Below are 15914 nucleotides of genomic sequence, written 5' to 3' on the forward strand. Positions count from 1 at the left end.
ATGTGTGGTAACGGCTGTTTGATGTTCTTTGGAATCCAGCTTCGATAACTTTCGACTTTCAAGTGGCGCAGGGTCATTTGAATTCTGGAAGTGAGAAACTGATGATGAATTTTATAGAATATTATTCGGCTGTTCTGCCGGCATGGCTGTCTGGCGTCAGTGAGCAAAACCAGCAGCGTTATGCAGAGTTACTTCAGACCATGCAGGCTCAGGAAAGCCAGCGTGATCAGTTGCTCGGTAAAGCGGCATCGCTGAAGGCCTACGCCACTGAGCGGTGTAAAGAGTGGATCAATAGTGCGTTGGGTGTTGCGGCAGATCCGGAAAAAATCAACGTAACTTGCCGCTATCAGATCAAGGTCGGTCAACGAACTCTGGTCCAGGAAGACAAGCGCACGTTTGTAGAACTGGCGCTGTTCGGCCTGCATGATCGGGATCAGCGTTTCGATATGACCTTCGACGGTCAGGTCCCTTCGGGATTGTCCCGGTTGCGTGTGGAAAGCTGGTTGTCGAGCGTCGATCTTCGCTCGGAATTTTGGGACGTGCGTCAACAGGCTCTCAGTCACTACGACGTGGTAATGGCGCTGAGGGAAGTCTTGGGAGCGCGCACCGCCTACAGCCTGTTTGTCGCCAACCTGCAGGGCCATTTGGATCAACAACGTGTGAAGCTGGTTGAACGCTTCATGCAAGGCGACTGCAGTGTGTCGGCGTCACCCTTTGTGATCAATGGATACCGATTCGGCTTCAGGGACCTGATGGTCTTTCAGGAAAAGGCTGAGCCCTATGGCGGCTGCGCTCTATACGCTCCTGGTGCCCCGGAGGGGCGCGCCTGGACTCAGTTTCCCAATATTCGCGAACTTGAGTTTCACGTCGCTAGCTGGGTCAAAACGAAGCAAGGACTGGCCTATCTCATCGGGCAGGCGCATCCGACGGAGCGGCGCGCGCTGGAGAAATACGCGGCTATCCTGCGGCAACTTCCCAGCGCTTGGAAGGGTGCGACGCTCACCGAGTGGCCGATCTCGCCTGAGGGCATTCTTGTACAGGCAATTCTTCACCAGATTAACTGGGATCTGGCGCAGGAATCGCTAGCCCATCCTGCCGCTTATCGAAACGCGACGCGTGAGCTGCACCAATCGTTCTCCCGATTGAGCACCGAGTTGAAAGCGCTTTACACCGTTGGCACCCGCGAAGCCGGTTTAATTACTTATGAGCGGTTCTGCTACGACCTCATCAAGCATAAGATCGAAGACCTGTTGAGAACCTTCGGGAAAACAGTGCAGGTCAACCCCGATGAGATCCTTATTGATCTGAGTGAGAACGAACAGGTACCGCTCACTCAGTTGATAATCAAGGAAACGTCATTTTATGCTCATGAACGTGGCGGCGAAGTTATTGGAGTTTATCCCCGCTTTGTCGTGAGTGCGGAGCATCCGGCGCTGCCCGATCTGGATATACGTCAGCTGGCCAGCTGGTCGAGGACTTTACGTCCGGGCGAGCAATACATTGCCATGCTGCGTACCCACTACTTGAATAGTCAGCAACCGGATTACGATTTCAGGAAAGAGGTTCATTTCAAAGCCCGGCAAGCGGAAATGCATCACGCAGTACTGTCCAGTTTTTTCAGTGGAGTAATCACAAGTGGAGTGGCTGAGCAGTTGAGGATGTTGATAGCAGGTCTTAAAAAAGTGCCTGTTTCATACTTTCCACCGTTCGGAGAAACACCTTCCAGTGTGCAATACAGTGCGGTATTCAAATTTCATGTAAAAAGATGTCTTGTTGAAGGTGTGTATGTGTTCAGGCTGGTGAACAATCGCACCATTGATGAAATTCTCTACACTCCGGACGCACCGGACGGCGTCTATTTTCGCCCACTGAGTCAATTGTTCCAGTCGATAAAGGAGCATGGCCTGGGGCAGTATTTCTACAATCGGGTCAAATTCATTGATCAGCGGATCATGGGTACGTTCATCAATAATATTGAATATAGGAACATTACAGAAACACAGCCCGTCCTTGAGTTGAACAGTCGGGTGCTTGCGTTAGGCTCAAGTTACGATGAACGCATCGAACGAATCATTTCCGACGTGGATGCGCAAACTACCAGTCTCAACGAAATTATCAGCAGACTCGCTTATGACGCGGTGGTGTTAGCCTCAAGTGCCGTGAGTATGGTCATTCCGCCTGTTGGGCTGGCACTTACTTTGGTACAAATCACCAAAAACGTGCTGGATGGCGCCGAAGCCTACCGCTATGGCGATCGGGAATCGGCATTCAACAATTTCAAGGATGCCTTGCTCGATCTGGCATCGCTGGTGCCTGGCGGCAAGGAAGCGAGCAAGGCGCAAAAGACCTTGATCCAGCTCATGGGAGACAGCAAGGCGATCGCCGGTCTGGTTGCCTCCGCGACCGGCCAGTCCTTCGACTACGAACAGCTTTTGAAGCTACTCGAAGAAATTCTGCACGAGGAGCCAGCAGCCGACAGCAAAACGTTGTTGCTGTAACAATTCGGCCTGTCGCTGACTAGCGTTTCGGCAGCGCGTCGGCGCCAAACCCCATCCGCCAACTTACGGCCCGCGTCGCATCGAGTAATCGCTGCGCCGCAGGGCCGTTTTCGTCGGCATGAAACAGGGACGTCGGGCCGACGATGGTGAGCACCGCCGCGACCTGCCCGACCGCGTTGAACACCGGCGCGGACAACGCATCCACGCCCGGCATCAACAAGCCATGCACATGATGCAGGCCACGCTCGCGGATCTGCTCGCACAATGTGGTGTAGGTCTTTTCATCCTTCAGCGGATGACCGATCACGGCGATTTCCTGTTCGCGCAAATCAGCGGTTTCCCGGTTCGGCAGATAAGCGCTGAAGACCAGGCCGGTCGATGAACTGAGCAATGGCAACACCGAGCCCAGTTGCGTCACCACCGTCACGGCGCGCACGGCCGGTTCGATGTGCACGACGGTCGCGCCCTGGTTGCCCCACACCGCCAAAAAGCAGGTTTCGTTGAGTTCGTCGCGCAGTTCCGCCAATGGCAGGGCGGCGACTTTCAGCACGTCCATACTGTTGAGTGCCGCCAGACCCACGCGCAGCGCTTCGCGACCGAGTCCGTAATGGTTGGTGGCGGGATTCTGCTCGGCGAAGCCCGAAGCGATCAACGCCTGTAGATAGCGATGGACCTTGCTCGCCGGCATCTGCACGTGTTCGGCCAGGCGCGACAGCGAGGTCGAGGGTGACAATTCAGCCAGAGCCTTGAGGATGTCCGTGCCGACTTCCGCCGAGCGGACTTTCTGTTTGCCATTGCTGTCGCTGGGTTTTTCCATGATGCGGTCAGGTTCCGAAACGAATGGGCGTCTTTATAGCTTGACGCTGGATAGCGAGCAAATTACGTTATGCGTAATCAGATTACGATAATAACAACCCCGGCGTGTCGAGACCTCTGAGCCAGAGGAATGGGCCACGACCGACTCCCCGTTCAGGAGGCTCCATGAACCTCGATTCAACCGCGTCGGCGCTGGTTTATCAGTCCGGCTTCGGCAACGAATTCAGCACCGAAGCGTTGCCCGGTGCGCTGCCCGTTGGCCAGAACGCCCCGCAAAAAGCGCCATACGGCCTCTACACCGAATTGTTTTCCGGGACCGCATTCACCATGCCGCGCAGCGAAGCACGGCGCACCTGGATGTACCGGATTCATCCGTCGGCCAATCATCCGGCATTCGTCAAACAGGAACGGCAACTGGCCGGTGGCCCGCTGGGTGAAGTGACGCCGAATCGCCTGCGCTGGAATCCGCTGGAGCTGCCCACCGAGCCGACGGATTTCATCGACGGACTGGTCAGCATGGTGGCCAACGCGAGCGCAGAAAAACCGTCCGGGATCAGCATTTACAACTATGCCGCCAACCGTTCGATGGAGCGGGTTTTCTTCAATGCGGACGGCGAATTGTTGCTGGTACCGCAGCTCGGCCGTCTGCGCATTGCCACGGAATTGGGTGTGCTCGAAGTGGCGCCGCTGGAAATCGTGGTGCTGCCGCGCGGCCTGAAGTTTCGCGTCGAACTGCTTGACCCGCAGGCGCGCGGTTATGTTGCCGAAAATCACGGCGCGCCGCTGCGGCTGCCGGACCTGGGGCCGATCGGCAGCAATGGCCTGGCCAACCCACGGGACTTTCTGGCCCCGGTTGCGGCCTATGAAAACCTTCAGCAACCGACCACGCTGGTGCAGAAGTTTCTCGGCCAGTTGTGGGCCACCGAGCTCAACCATTCGCCGCTGAACGTGGTTGCCTGGCACGGCAACAACGTTCCGTATAAGTACGATCTGCGTCGCTTCAACACCATCGGTACGGTCAGTTTCGATCACCCGGATCCGTCGATCTTCACCGTGCTGGCTTCGCCGACCAGCGTACACGGCCTGGCCAACCTCGACTTTGTAATCTTCCCGCCACGCTGGATGGTCGCTGAAAACACTTTCCGGCCGCCGTGGTTCCACCGCAACCTGATGAACGAATTCATGGGCCTCATCCAGGGCGAATACGACGCCAAGGCCGAAGGCTTCGTACCCGGCGGAGCCTCTCTGCACAGTTGCATGAGCGCCCACGGCCCGGATGGCGAGACCTGCACCAAGGCGATCAACGCTGATCTCAAACCAGTGAAGATCGATAACACCATGGCCTTCATGTTCGAAACCAGCCAAGTGTTGCGGCCAAGCCGCTTCGCCCTCGACTGCCCGCAATTGCAATCCAGTTACGACGCCTGCTGGGCCACGCTGCCCGCCACGTTTGACCCGACCCGGAGATAACCCATGACGCAAAATTCGATCACCCGCAGTTGGGTCGCTTCGGCCAATGGCCATGCGGATTTCCCGTTGCAGAACTTGCCGCTGGGCGTATTCAGCCTGAACGGTTCAGCGCCGCGCGCCGGCGTGGCGATTGGCGAGCACATTTTCGACCTGCAAGTCGCGCTTGAGGCCGGTGTGTTCGATGGCCTGGCGCGCAGTGCCGTGGAAGCGATGCACGGCGGTCAGTTGAACGCCTTCTTCGAGCTCGGTCGTCCTGCGCGGGTGGCTTTGCGTGAGCGGCTGCTGGAGCTGTTCAGTGAAGGCAGCACCTTGCGCGGCAACATCGAGGCGCAAGGCGCGACTGTGCTGCCGCTGGCCGCCGATTGCCAGATGCATTTGCCGGCGCGGATCAGTGACTACACCGACTTCTATGTTGGCATCGAGCACGCGCAGAACGTCGGCAAGCTGTTCCGCCCGGATAATCCGCTGCTGCCCAACTACAAGCATGTACCGATCGGCTATCACGGTCGCGCCTCCACCGTGCGTGCGTCCGGCACCGATGTGCGGCGTCCGAAAGGCCAAACCCTGCCTGCCGGTGCGAGCGAGCCGACGTTTGGTCCGTGCGCACGGTTGGATTACGAACTGGAGCTGGGTATCTGGATCGGGCAGGGCAACGAAATGGGGGAGCCGATCGCCATCGGTGATGCCGCCGAACACATCGCCGGTTTTTGTCTGCTCAACGACTGGTCGGCGCGCGATATCCAGGCTTGGGAATACCAGCCACTTGGGCCGTTCCTGTCGAAAAGTTTCATTACCAGTGTTTCGCCATGGGTGGTGACGGCCGAAGCGCTGGCGCCATTCCGTACCGCACAGCCGGCGCGGCCTGATGGTGATCCGCAACCGCTGCCATATCTGTTCGACAAGCGCGATCAGGACGCTGGCGCGTTCGACATCGAGCTGGAAGTGTTGCTGCTCACCGAAACCATGCGCGAGCGGAACCTGCCGGCTCATCGGCTGACCCTGAGCAACACCCGCCATATGTATTGGACGGTTGCGCAAATGGTCGCCCACCACAGCGTCAACGGTTGCCAGTTGCAGGCCGGTGACCTGTTTGGCTCGGGCACTTTGTCCGGTCCGGAAAACGGTCAGTTCGGCAGTTTGCTGGAAATCACTGAGGGGGGTAAAAAGCCGATCGAACTGGCGTCTGGCGAGGTGCGCAAATTCCTCGAAGATGGCGATGAAATCATCCTGCGCGCCCGCTGTGTTCGTGACGGGTTTGCCTCGATCGGCTTCGGCGAATGTCGCGGCACCGTGGTCGCGGCACGCTGACGGGAGCGGTTCATGGATCTTTATACCTATTACCGTTCCACTTCGTCGTACCGGGTACGGATTGCGCTGGCGTTGAAGGGCCTCGACTACCAGGCACTGCCGGTAAACCTGATTGCGCCGCCGGGTGGCGAGCATCGTCAGGCCGGCTATCTGGCGATCAATCCCCAGGGGCGGGTGCCGGTCTTGCGCACCGACGACGGAGCGTTGCTGATCCAGTCGCCGGCGATCATCGAGTATCTGGAAGAATGTTATCCACAGGTGCCGTTGCTGCCGGAAGACCTCGTTGCCCGTGCTCAGGTGCGCGGCGTGGCGGCGGTGATCGGCTGCGATGTGCATCCGTTGCATAATGTCAGCGTCCTCAACCGCCTGCGTCAATCGGGGTACGAGGAAACTCAGGTGGTGGAGTGGATCAGTCACTGGATCAGCCAAGGGCTGACGACGGTGGAGCAACTGATCGGTGACAGTGGTTTCTGTTTCGGCGAGTGGCCATGTGTGGCGGACGTGTACCTGATTCCGCAGCTGTACGCGGCGGAACGTTTCAACGTCAGCCTCGACGCCTATCCGCGGATTTGCCGCGTCGCCGCGCTCGCGGCGCAACACCCGGCCTTTATCAACGCCCATCCCGCCAACCAGCCCGACACCCCGTAAAAACCTGTGGGTGCGAGCCTGCTCGCGAAGAACGATGACGCGGTCCGCCAGAGCGACTGCGCCGTCCGCTTCGCGAGCAGGCTCGCTCCCACTGGCTCGGGCTGTGTTCCGAAACGTATTTCAGTGGACGACGGAGTTGGGTGGCAAGTGGCCGAGGCGTTCGGTCAGGCGCAAGCGCTGGATTGGATCGTCACTGAGCAACAGCGCATGCTCGAGGTCGAAGCGCTCGGCATTCGGGCAATCGAGCCGCTGGTACAGGCTGGCGCGGGCCAGATAATCGGCGGCGCCGGCATCACCCAGTTCGAGCACGCGTTCGGCGTCGATCAACGCAGCGATAAAATCATCATGCGTCAGGTGCAGTTGGCGCAAATTGCGCGACAAGCGCTGGAGCATCTGCTTCGGTGTGGCGGTCAGCAAATGTTCGGCGCTGAGCTTCATGTTCGGCCCGTATTGACGCTGCAACAGTTCGCGGCAGTCATTGGGATACAAGCGCCGGCCGCCGCACGGGTCCAGCAGGTGATCGGCGCCGGGCACCCGCAGCAGGAAGTGCCCGGGGAAATTGACGCCGACCAACGGAATCTCCAGACCTCGCGCCAACTCCAGAGCGATCAGAGCCAGTGCCAACGGCTGGCCGCGCCGCGACTGCAACACTTTCGGCAACAACGCAGCCTGCGGACGCAGCGGCAAAAAATCGTCCTGGGCAAATCCCAGATCGGTCATGCGCCGCAACAACGGCTGCGCCAGTTCACTCACCGGCAGCATCGGCAAGCCATAGCTGACTCGTCGTTGCAGATCCTCGAATTCGTGCATCAAGGCTTCGACATCGAGCGCTTTTTCGTGCTCGGCCGCCATCCACAGCGCGGCCTCGAACAGCGCGGGCGGGGAACGGTGCAGACATTCGAAAAAACGTTGACGCGGGCTCATCGAAATCTCCGGCGAATGCCTCGTTTTAGCCCCGTCCGTGGGATTCGTCCAGTGCCGCCTGCAAGCGCGTCCGGTTATGCCGCGAAGCGGTTGTCCTGATGAGTGCTTATTCCGGTGCGCTCCAGCAATTTTCAGGCGCAGGCCTATACTGGCGTTCTACAAGAAGTGATTCGGGAGCCTGTCGATGTTCGCTCTCATGCAAAGCACTCGCCTGGAATCGCTGCACCTTAGCGTCGACCCGGTTTCCGGGTTGAAGGCGGTTATTGCCATTCATAACAGTCGCCTCGGGCCAGCTCTGGGCGGATGTCGTTATCTTGCCTACCACAATGACGAATCTGCGGTCGCCGACGCCATTCGCCTTGCTCAGGGCATGAGTTACAAAGCGGCGCTTGCCGGACTCGAACAGGGCGGCGGGGTGGCGGTGATCGTGCGTCCGGTGCACGTGGAAAACCGCGCGGCGCTGTTCGAAGCCTTCGGCCGCTGCATTGAGCAGCTCGACGGTCGCTACATCACCGCCATCGACAGCGGCACCTCGGTGGCAGACATGGATTGCATCGCCCAGCAGACCCAACATGTCACCAGCACCACATCGGCAGGCGACCCGGCGCCGCATGCCGCGATGGGCGTGTTCACCGGTATTCGCGCGACAGCCATGGCACGTTTGGGCAGCGATAATCTGGAAGGTTTGCGGGTGGCGATTCAAGGGCTGGGCAACGTCGGTTTTGCCTTGGCCGAGCAACTGCATGCCGCCGGCGCCGAACTGCTGGTCAGTGACATCGACCACGGCAAGGTGCAACTGGCGATGGAACAACTCAACGCCCACCCCATTGCCAACGACTCGCTGCTGAGTACGCCGTGCGACATTCTCGCGCCTTGTGGTCTGGGCGGTGTTCTCAGCAGCCATTCCGTCTCGCAACTGCGCTGCTCGGCAGTGGCGGGGTCGGCAAACAATCAACTGACGCACCTGGACGTGGCTGATCAACTGGAGCGACGCGGAATTCTGTATGCGCCGGATTATGTGATCAACGCCGGAGGGCTGATTTACGTGTCGTTGAAACATCGTGGCGAAGAACTGCCGACGATTACCGCGCATCTGTCGAAAATCAGCTCGCGGCTGACCGAAGTGTTCGCCCATGCCCAGGCAGAGAAACGTTCGCCGGCGCGGGTCGCAGATGAACTGGCGGAAAAGGTTTTGTATCGCTGAAAAAACAAAAAATCGTCCAACCGCGACCAGCGATTGAACGATCTTTTGATGAGGGCGCCGATTACTTCGGCGCTTTCGCTGCTTTGGCTGGCTTCGCCGGCGCCTCTTCAGGCTCTGCTGCTTGCTGTTCCTCGACAGGTTCAACCGGCGCGTTGAGCAATTCGCTCAGAGCGTCCGGCTGACTCTTGAACGCCCGGGCGAACACTTCGCGGTTCTTCGCCATGTAGATCCCGGCTTCTTCCACCTGCTGTTCGGTCAACGACGGAACGGCTTTTTGCAGCACATCGGCCAGATATTCGGCCAGTTCGAGCATTTTGTCATGACGGTCAGCTTCGGCTTTATCCATGAACAAGCGCTCCAGATCTCGGCTGCTGCGGTATACCACTTCGACGGCCATTCACCACCTCACATGCCTTCACATTAAGTTGTCTTGACGACTACTGTATCCATATACAGCGAAAAGGATAAGCGAATCCCTGCGCCATGGGTAGTGGCTTTTCAATGTAGACCGGATTTTGCGTTTGTCAGGCCGTCGCTTCGTAGCCTTACGCGAGCAAGCTCGCTCCCGCAAAAACAGTGCCGTGCCGCAAGCCTGCGACCAAACGTCACGGCGCGGGATTAGCGGCGGATCGCAATGATGCGTGGCCCTGAACCTGCATGAAAACCGGGGCAAAAGGGCGCGTGCGCAAAACCGTCACGTCCGATACGCATCATCCGCCCGAAACGGGCTAAGGAAATTCATCTTGAAAATCAACTGGGCCGAGAAATTACGGCAAAACGTGCATCAGCTGGCCGAGTCACTGGGCAACCTGTTCGTTGAAACCTTCCATTACCTGGCACTGTTCGCCATCGGCGCGGTGACGGCGTGGGCGGCGGTGATGGAATTTCTCGGCATGCTTGAAGAAGGCCATATCAAGATCGATGACATTCTGTTGCTGTTCATCTATCTGGAGCTGGGGGCGATGGTCGGGATTTACTTCAAGACCAACCACATGCCCGTGCGCTTTCTGATTTACGTGGCGATTACCGCGCTGACCCGTTTGCTGATTTCCAATGTATCGCACCACAACCCGCCGGACATGGGCATCATCTACCTGTGCGGCGGGATTCTGTTGCTGGCATTTGCGATCCTGGTGGTGCGTTACGCTTCGTCGCAATTTCCATCAGTGAAGATCGAGAAACCACAGCGCACGCTCGGTACGGGGTCGAGCGAGCATCCGGAAGTGGAGAAGGGCGAACTTTAAAGCCCTGCCGCCTGACCGGGCTGGCTTTTGACGCGTGGCGGTGGCGGGGTAAGTCCTGCGCCGCTGGTCATGGCTTCGAGTATCGTCATGGCGCTGTGCCCCTGTTCGATGGCAATACCAAACTGGATGCTCTGCACCAGTCGCTTCAACCGCGCTGGATCGTTGCGCTGCTCAGCGCTGATCATGCGTTTGGCGACGATTCGCCCAGCATTGGACAGGGTCAGCATGATGCTGCCGTCCAGGCCCTGAATGCTCAGATTGATCTGATAGTCCGGCGCGAATGCATCGGTAATGATTTGAAATGGGTTGTCCATGATGCGTCACCGCCTGATTGAACGTGCAGTTGTTGACCGGCCATGATCCGATTTGGTTCGCCGAATCTGATCACCGGCCATTCCATGGCCATATCGCCATTACGCTTCTTGTGTGGCTTGCGCATGTGATGTAGCAAGGGCTGTGCCGGGAAAGTTGTCGGACAATGATCACGGCACCAAACGAAAAAGGCGGGCCTTGCGGCGCGCCTTTTTTTGGCCTGTTTCAGGGCAGGAATGAATAGATGATCGCTGACAGTGCAATCAGGCCGATCAGCACCACGAATACGTTCGACGCGTGTCCCGAATACTGGCGCAAGGCTGGCACTCGGCGGATCGCGTACATCGGCATCAGGAACAGCAAGCAGGCAATCACCGGGCCGCCGAGGGTTTCGATCATGCCGAGGATGCTTGGATTGAATGTCGCGACCGCCCAGCAGCTGAGGATCATGAACAGTGCGGTGGCGCGGTTCAGCCAGTTTGCCGACATCACCCGGCCGCGGCTGCGCAGGCTTTTGACGATCATGCCCTGAAAGCCTTCGCTGGCGCCGATGTAGTGGCCAAGGAAGGATTTGGTGATCGCCACCAAGGCAATCAGCGGCGCGGCGTAAGCGATGACCGGGGTCTGGAAGTGGTTGGCCAGATACGACAGGATCGAAATGTTCTGCGCCTTGGCTGCGGCCAGGTCCGCCGGCGACAGTGCCAGCACACAGCTGAAGCAGAAGAACATCACCGTCACTACCATCATGCCGTGGGCCATGGCGAGAATGCCGCTGCTCTTGCGTTCGGCCTGTTCGCCGTAGCGTTGTTTCTGCTCCACCGCGAAGGCCGAAATGATTGGCGAATGGTTGAAGGAAAACACCATCACCGGGATCGCCAGCCACATGGTCTTGAGGAACGCCGACATCGGCACCGCCTCTTGAGCGCTGGCGAAGAAGGCGCCGTTCCAGTTGGGAATCAGACTGACCGCGAGCAACAGTAACGCCGCAACGAACGGATAAACCAGCACGCTCATGGCCTTGACGATGACGCCTTGGCCGCAGCGGACGATGGCCATCAGCCCCAGGATCAATGCCAGCGAAAGGATCGCCCGAGGCGGCGGGGCGATGTGCAATTGATGTTCGAGGAAACTGCTCAACGTGTTGGTCAGCGCAACGCTGTACACCAGCAGAATCGGGAAGATCGCGAAGAAATACAGGAGCGTGATCAACTTGCCGGCACCGATGCCGAAGTGTTCTTCAACCACTTCAGTGATGTTCCCGGAACGTCCGGACAGCACGAAACGGGTCAGCCCCCGGTGCGCGAAGAAGGTCATCGGAAAGGCCAGCACCGCCAGCATCAACAGCGGCCAGAAACCGCCAACCCCGGCGTTGATCGGCAGGAATAGCGTCCCGGCGCCGATGGCTGTGCCGTAGAGGCCCAGCATCCAGGTGGTGTCGAATTTATTCCAGCCTTTGTGGGCCGTTTCTGTATTGCGTGTGTGATCTACAGCGGGATTTTCGGCAGCAGGTGTACGTACATCGGTCATCGTTTTTGCCTCGTTATTATTCTTGCTCGGGCTCACGTGTTACGGGCGGCGGTGGAGGCTGCTCAGCACTCCACCCAGTTCACGGCCAGGCCGCCCCGTGAAGTTTCTTTGTATTTGTCGTGCATGTCGGCGCCGGTGTCGCGCATGGTGCGAATCACCCGGTCGAGGGAAATGAAGTGGTTGCCATCACCGCGCAGGGCCATTTGCGTGGCGTTGATCGCTTTCACGGCGGCGATGGCGTTGCGCTCGATACATGGCACCTGGACCAGACCGCCGACCGGGTCGCAGGTCAGGCCCAGATTGTGTTCCAGACCGATTTCGGCGGCGTTTTCCAGTTGCTCCGGCGTTGCGCCGAGGACGTCGGCAAGACCGGCTGCAGCCATGGCGCACGCCGAGCCGACTTCGCCCTGGCAGCCGACTTCGGCACCGGAAATCGAAGCATTTTTCTTACACAAAATGCCGACGGCGGCGGCGCCGAGGAAGAAAGCGACGACATCATCGTCAGACGCATCGGGATTGAATTTCATGTAGTAATGCAGAACGGCCGGGATGATTCCCGCGGCACCGTTGGTCGGCGCGGTGACCATGCGCCCGCCGGCGGCATTTTCTTCGTTGACGGCGAGGGCGAACAGGTTGACCCACTCCATCGCCGACAGGGTCGAACTGATGACGTTCGGTTTGCCGATTTCCAGCAGGCTGCGGTGCAGTTTCGCCGCGCGACGCGGCACATTCAGACCGCCGGGCAGAATGCCTTCGTGACGCAAACCCTGTTCGACGCATTCGCGCATCACTGACCAGATGTGCAACAAGCCCTGGCGGATTTCGGCGTCGGTGCGCCAAGCGCGCTCATTGGCCATCATCAGTTCGGAAACCCGCAAACCGTGTTGCTTGCACAGCGACAGCAGTTCGGCAGCGCTGGAAAAATCGTACGGCAAGACCACGTCGCCGCTCGGCGCTACTCCGGATTCGGCTTCCGCCGCCTCAATGATGAAACCGCCGCCCACCGAGTAATACGTCTGCTCGAACAGTTCGCCGTTTTCGCCGAAGGCTGTCAGCGACATGGCATTGGGATGGTACGGCAGGCTCTCGTCAAGCAGCAGCAGGTCGCTTTGCCAGTTGAAAGTGATCGTTTTCTGGCCGGCGAGGGTGAGTTGCCCGGCTTCGCGAACTTGCCGGATGCGCGGTTCGATGGTCGCCGGATCGATGCTGTCCGGCCATTCGCCCATCAATCCCATGACCGTCGCGCGGTCGGTGGCGTGACCGACGCCGGTGGCCGACAGCGAACCGTATAAGCGGATCTGCACGCGACTTACATCGTTCAACAGCTGTTGATCGAGAAGCGCCTGAGCGAATGTCGCCGCCGCTCGCATCGGACCGACGGTATGGGAGCTGGACGGGCCGATGCCGACTTTGAATAGATCGAAAACACTGATAGCCATGCTAAACCCTTACAAGCAATGGAGTAGGAATCGCTGCCATTTTTTGTAGGACGAGCGCAATGTCGGCGATACTGCCTAGCTCGGTCTGACGTGACCAACGAAACTTCCTAAGACAGCCTTTAGCAGGACTAAACAATGAGTCGTCAATTGCACGCCCAGACCTACGTCTGGCTGCAGGTGTTCGCCTGTGCTGCGCGGCACCTGTCGTTCACCCGTTGTGCGGAAGAACTGCACATCACGCCGGGCGCGGTCAGCCAGCAAATTCGTCAGTTGGAAGAGCGCCTGGGCTTTCGGCTGTTTCATCGACGCGCGCGGGGCGTGGAATTGAGTGCAGAAGGGCAGCGGCTGGCGATTACGGTCAATGAAGCCTACGGCAGCATCGATGCGGAGTTGCGCCGGCTGGATGCGGGGATGATCAGCGGCATCTTGCGGGTGCGCTCGATTCCGTCGTTCCTGAGCAAATGGCTGACTCCGCGTCTGCCACGCTTGCAACAACGTTTTCCGGACATCCAGTTGCGACTGGTGGCCGAGGACAGCAGCGTGCCGTTGCACGAAGGCGACTTTGATCTGGCGATCGATTTGAACGACGGCAGTTATCCCGGATTGTTATCCACAGCCTTGCTCGACGAGCAGATATTCCCGGTCTGTGCGCCGAGCTTGCTGCGCGGGCGACCGCCGCTGCACGGGCCGGCGGATCTGGCGCATTTCCCGCTGCTGCACGACATCACCGCCTGGCGCGGCAGTTATGAATACGCGGAGTGGGAGTTCTATTTGAATGCGATCGGCGTTGAGGGCGCGGATGTGCGCCGAGGCCACACCTTCAATCGCAATCACCTGACCATCGAGGCGGCAATTGCCGGCATGGGCGTGGCGATTGCCCGGCGCACGTTGCTTAACGATGAGCTGGAACGCGGGACGTTGATCGTGCCGTTCGGCCTGGCGGTGCCCAATCACAAACGCTACGTGCTGCTGTATGCGCCGGGAGCGTTGAGCCATCCGGGCGTGCGCGCCGTGCATGACTGGCTGGTGGAAGAGGCGGGGATTTTTCGCAGTTTGCACCCGTTGAATGACGGGCAATTGTGAGTAGATTTTGCAGTGGGGCGGGGCGACCCAACTCCCGACCTTACCAGCGCTTCGCTCGGATGTCCGGCTTTTTTTGCGAATGAATATTTTTCTTTTTTCAGGGGTTGAAATGTTCGGTAGTCGGGCCGATTGTTGTAACCAGGAGGTCAGGAAATTCACACCAAGACCTCCAACGAGCTAGCTGAAATAAGGGATGAACTATGCAAATCCAAGTCAACAGCGATAACCATATTCAAAGTAGTCAGCGACTGGAGGAGTGGGTACGTACAACTATTGAGAGCACGCTCGAACGTTATGAAGAAGACCTGACCCGTGTCGAAGTCCATCTGAGCGACGAGAACGGCGACAAACCAGGTCCCCATGACTTGCGCTGCCAACTGGAAGCGCGGCCTAAAGGCCACCAACCGATTTCCGTGACCCACAAAGCCGATTCGCTGGAACAGGCGATTGACGGCGCTGCCGAGAAGCTCGAGCACAAGCTGGATCACCTGTTCGGCAAACTGCGAGGTAAACCACGCGCCGCTGTTGTGCCATTCACTGGCAAAGCCAATGACAAACTGTTGGCCGAAGAATTTGACGAGAACGAACAGGCAGCGATAAACAGTTGATGCGCTGATTTTTCAAGTCACACAAGGAGAACGGGCCTGCTTAAGCAGGCCCGTTTTTTGTTCGTGGCAGAACAGCCCCTCACCCCAGCCCTCTCCCGGAGGGAGAGGGGGCCGATTTGTGTGCTTTTCAAACGTAAGCTCGACTCGATACCTCAGGTCGGCTTAACCCGCAAAACAACGCGGTCAGTCCCCTCTCCCAGAGGGTGAGGGCAATCTGCGAACTGCCGCGATTTGTATGATCTGCTCCAGTACGTCATCCATCTGCTGAATGACCTCCTTATTGCTGAACCGCACGACCTCAATACCCTGCTCATACAGATGGAACGTTCGGCGTTGGTCATGAATCAATCCCGACGTTTCGTAATGCTGGCCCCCATCCAGCTCAATCGCCAATTTCAATTCAGCACAGTAAAAATCCAGCACGTAAGGCGGGCAGGGAAACTGTCGACGGAATTTAAGATTGGCGATTTGCCGTGAGCGAAGCTTCTGCCAGAGCAGGTGTTCACAGTCGGTTTGCTTGGCGCGTAACTGGCGGGAGAACTGGACGAGGGTGGGGCGGGTTTGCATGCTTCACGATCCTTGTGAAGTTGATTTGATATTTCACTGTAGCCGAGAACCCTCACCCCAGCCCTCTCCCGGAGGGAGAGGGGGCCGATTTGTGTGCTTTTCAAACGTAAGCTCGACTCGATATCTCAGGTCGACGTAACCCGTAAAACAACGCGGTCAGTCCCCTCTCCCCAGAGGGAGATGGGGCCGATTTGTGTGCTTTTCAAACGTAAGCTCGACTCGATATCTCAGGTCGGCGTAACCCGTAAAACAACGCGGTCAGTCCC

14 protein-coding genes and 1 pseudogene are annotated in these 15914 nt (G+C 58.4%); 8 read left to right on the top strand and 7 right to left on the bottom strand.

Annotated elements, in window-relative coordinates; all coding sequences use genetic code 11:
- Positions 1-101 precede the first annotated feature (101 nt).
- Positions 102-2498, top strand: a complete 2397-nt coding sequence (locus EL257_RS04850; protein ID WP_126360296.1) for a dermonecrotic toxin domain-containing protein — start codon at positions 102-104, stop codon at positions 2496-2498.
- 19 nt (positions 2499-2517) lie between these two features.
- Here EL257_RS04850 and EL257_RS04855 read toward each other — a convergent pair whose 3' ends face one another.
- Complete coding sequence (locus tag EL257_RS04855; RefSeq protein WP_126360298.1) at positions 2518-3315, bottom strand: IclR family transcriptional regulator; 798 nt, start codon at positions 3313-3315, stop codon at positions 2518-2520.
- A gap of 164 nt (positions 3316-3479) precedes the next feature.
- Here EL257_RS04855 and hmgA point away from each other — a divergent pair, with 164 nt between their 5' ends.
- The 3 genes from hmgA to maiA are packed head-to-tail and all read left to right on the top strand — an operon-like array spanning position 3480 to position 6740.
- Entirely contained in the window at positions 3480-4784 is a 1305-nt protein-coding gene (gene hmgA, locus EL257_RS04860) for a homogentisate 1,2-dioxygenase (protein ID WP_126360300.1), read from the top strand.
- A 3-nt stretch (positions 4785-4787) separates the two neighbouring features.
- Complete coding sequence (gene fahA / locus EL257_RS04865; protein WP_126360302.1) at positions 4788-6092, top strand: fumarylacetoacetase; 1305 nt, start codon at positions 4788-4790, stop codon at positions 6090-6092.
- A 12-nt stretch (positions 6093-6104) separates the two neighbouring features.
- Entirely contained in the window at positions 6105-6740 is a 636-nt protein-coding gene (gene maiA, locus EL257_RS04870) for a maleylacetoacetate isomerase (RefSeq protein WP_126360304.1), read from the top strand.
- A 120-nt stretch (positions 6741-6860) separates the two neighbouring features.
- Here maiA and EL257_RS04875 read toward each other — a convergent pair whose 3' ends face one another.
- The gene (locus tag EL257_RS04875) at positions 6861-7664 is read right to left on the bottom strand and encodes a SirB1 family protein (protein ID WP_126360306.1); all 804 of its coding nucleotides are present in this window, start codon (positions 7662-7664) and stop codon (positions 6861-6863) included.
- Positions 7665-7848: 184 nt separating this feature from the next.
- On the opposite strand from EL257_RS04875, the gene EL257_RS04880 reads away from it, so the two are divergent.
- The gene (locus EL257_RS04880; protein WP_126360308.1) at positions 7849-8868 is read left to right on the top strand and encodes a Glu/Leu/Phe/Val dehydrogenase family protein; all 1020 of its coding nucleotides are present in this window, start codon (positions 7849-7851) and stop codon (positions 8866-8868) included.
- A gap of 157 nt (positions 8869-9025) precedes the next feature.
- On the opposite strand, the pseudogene EL257_RS04885 reads toward EL257_RS04880, so the two are convergent.
- A pseudogene (locus EL257_RS04885) lies at positions 9026-9265 on the bottom strand (YebG family protein); the annotation flags it as partial.
- A 346-nt stretch (positions 9266-9611) separates the two neighbouring features.
- On the opposite strand from EL257_RS04885, the gene EL257_RS04890 reads away from it, so the two are divergent.
- The gene (locus tag EL257_RS04890) at positions 9612-10112 is read left to right on the top strand and encodes a phosphate-starvation-inducible protein PsiE (protein WP_126360312.1); all 501 of its coding nucleotides are present in this window, start codon (positions 9612-9614) and stop codon (positions 10110-10112) included.
- Here the strand turns inward: EL257_RS04890 and EL257_RS04895 are convergent.
- The 3 genes from EL257_RS04895 to EL257_RS04905 all read right to left on the bottom strand — a co-directional run bounded on the left by EL257_RS04895 (position 10109) and on the right by EL257_RS04905 (position 13390).
- Entirely contained in the window at positions 10109-10426 is a 318-nt protein-coding gene (locus EL257_RS04895) for a DUF3509 domain-containing protein (protein WP_126360314.1), read from the bottom strand. The genes EL257_RS04890 and EL257_RS04895 overlap by 4 nt on opposite strands.
- A gap of 223 nt (positions 10427-10649) precedes the next feature.
- Positions 10650-11951 carry an HAAAP family serine/threonine permease gene (locus EL257_RS04900; protein WP_126360316.1) on the bottom strand — a complete coding sequence of 434 codons (1302 nt, stop codon included), beginning with the start codon at positions 11949-11951 and terminating at the stop codon, positions 10650-10652.
- Between the two features lie 62 nt (positions 11952-12013).
- Complete coding sequence (locus EL257_RS04905; protein ID WP_126360318.1) at positions 12014-13390, bottom strand: L-serine ammonia-lyase; 1377 nt, start codon at positions 13388-13390, stop codon at positions 12014-12016.
- A 135-nt stretch (positions 13391-13525) separates the two neighbouring features.
- Here EL257_RS04905 and EL257_RS04910 point away from each other — a divergent pair, with 135 nt between their 5' ends.
- Both EL257_RS04910 and EL257_RS04915 read left to right on the top strand, forming a co-directional pair.
- Entirely contained in the window at positions 13526-14473 is a 948-nt protein-coding gene (locus tag EL257_RS04910) for a LysR substrate-binding domain-containing protein (RefSeq protein WP_126360320.1), read from the top strand.
- Positions 14474-14673: 200 nt separating this feature from the next.
- Positions 14674-15081 carry an HPF/RaiA family ribosome-associated protein gene (locus EL257_RS04915; protein ID WP_126360322.1) on the top strand — a complete coding sequence of 136 codons (408 nt, stop codon included), beginning with the start codon at positions 14674-14676 and terminating at the stop codon, positions 15079-15081.
- Between the two features lie 183 nt (positions 15082-15264).
- Here EL257_RS04915 and EL257_RS04920 read toward each other — a convergent pair whose 3' ends face one another.
- Positions 15265-15648, bottom strand: a complete 384-nt coding sequence (locus EL257_RS04920; RefSeq protein ID WP_126360324.1) for an endonuclease domain-containing protein — start codon at positions 15646-15648, stop codon at positions 15265-15267.
- Between the last annotated feature and the right edge of the window lie 266 nt (positions 15649-15914).

Source organism: Pseudomonas fluorescens (genome assembly GCF_900636825.1).
GTDB lineage: Bacteria > Pseudomonadota > Gammaproteobacteria > Pseudomonadales > Pseudomonadaceae > Aquipseudomonas > Aquipseudomonas fluorescens_BG.

Excerpts from the sequence above, each read along its gene's own strand:
- EL257_RS04915 (WP_126360322.1), top strand. The coding sequence starts at position 14,674 with ATGCAAATCCAAGTCAACAGCGATAACCATATTCAAAGTAGTCAGCGA.
- EL257_RS04895 (WP_126360314.1), bottom strand. The coding sequence starts at position 10,426 with ATGGACAACCCATTTCAAATCATTACCGATGCATTCGCGCCGGACTAT.
- maiA (WP_126360304.1), top strand. The coding sequence starts at position 6,105 with ATGGATCTTTATACCTATTACCGTTCCACTTCGTCGTACCGGGTACGG.
- EL257_RS04875 (WP_126360306.1), bottom strand. The coding sequence starts at position 7,664 with ATGAGCCCGCGTCAACGTTTTTTCGAATGTCTGCACCGTTCCCCGCCC.
- EL257_RS04880 (WP_126360308.1), top strand. The coding sequence starts at position 7,849 with ATGTTCGCTCTCATGCAAAGCACTCGCCTGGAATCGCTGCACCTTAGC.
- EL257_RS04905 (WP_126360318.1), bottom strand. The coding sequence starts at position 13,390 with ATGGCTATCAGTGTTTTCGATCTATTCAAAGTCGGCATCGGCCCGTCC.
- EL257_RS04850 (WP_126360296.1), top strand. The coding sequence starts at position 102 with ATGATGAATTTTATAGAATATTATTCGGCTGTTCTGCCGGCATGGCTG.
- EL257_RS04855 (WP_126360298.1), bottom strand. The coding sequence starts at position 3,315 with ATGGAAAAACCCAGCGACAGCAATGGCAAACAGAAAGTCCGCTCGGCG.
- EL257_RS04910 (WP_126360320.1), top strand. The coding sequence starts at position 13,526 with ATGAGTCGTCAATTGCACGCCCAGACCTACGTCTGGCTGCAGGTGTTC.
- hmgA (WP_126360300.1), top strand. The coding sequence starts at position 3,480 with ATGAACCTCGATTCAACCGCGTCGGCGCTGGTTTATCAGTCCGGCTTC.
- EL257_RS04900 (WP_126360316.1), bottom strand. The coding sequence starts at position 11,951 with ATGACCGATGTACGTACACCTGCTGCCGAAAATCCCGCTGTAGATCAC.
- EL257_RS04920 (WP_126360324.1), bottom strand. The coding sequence starts at position 15,648 with ATGCAAACCCGCCCCACCCTCGTCCAGTTCTCCCGCCAGTTACGCGCC.
- fahA (WP_126360302.1), top strand. The coding sequence starts at position 4,788 with ATGACGCAAAATTCGATCACCCGCAGTTGGGTCGCTTCGGCCAATGGC.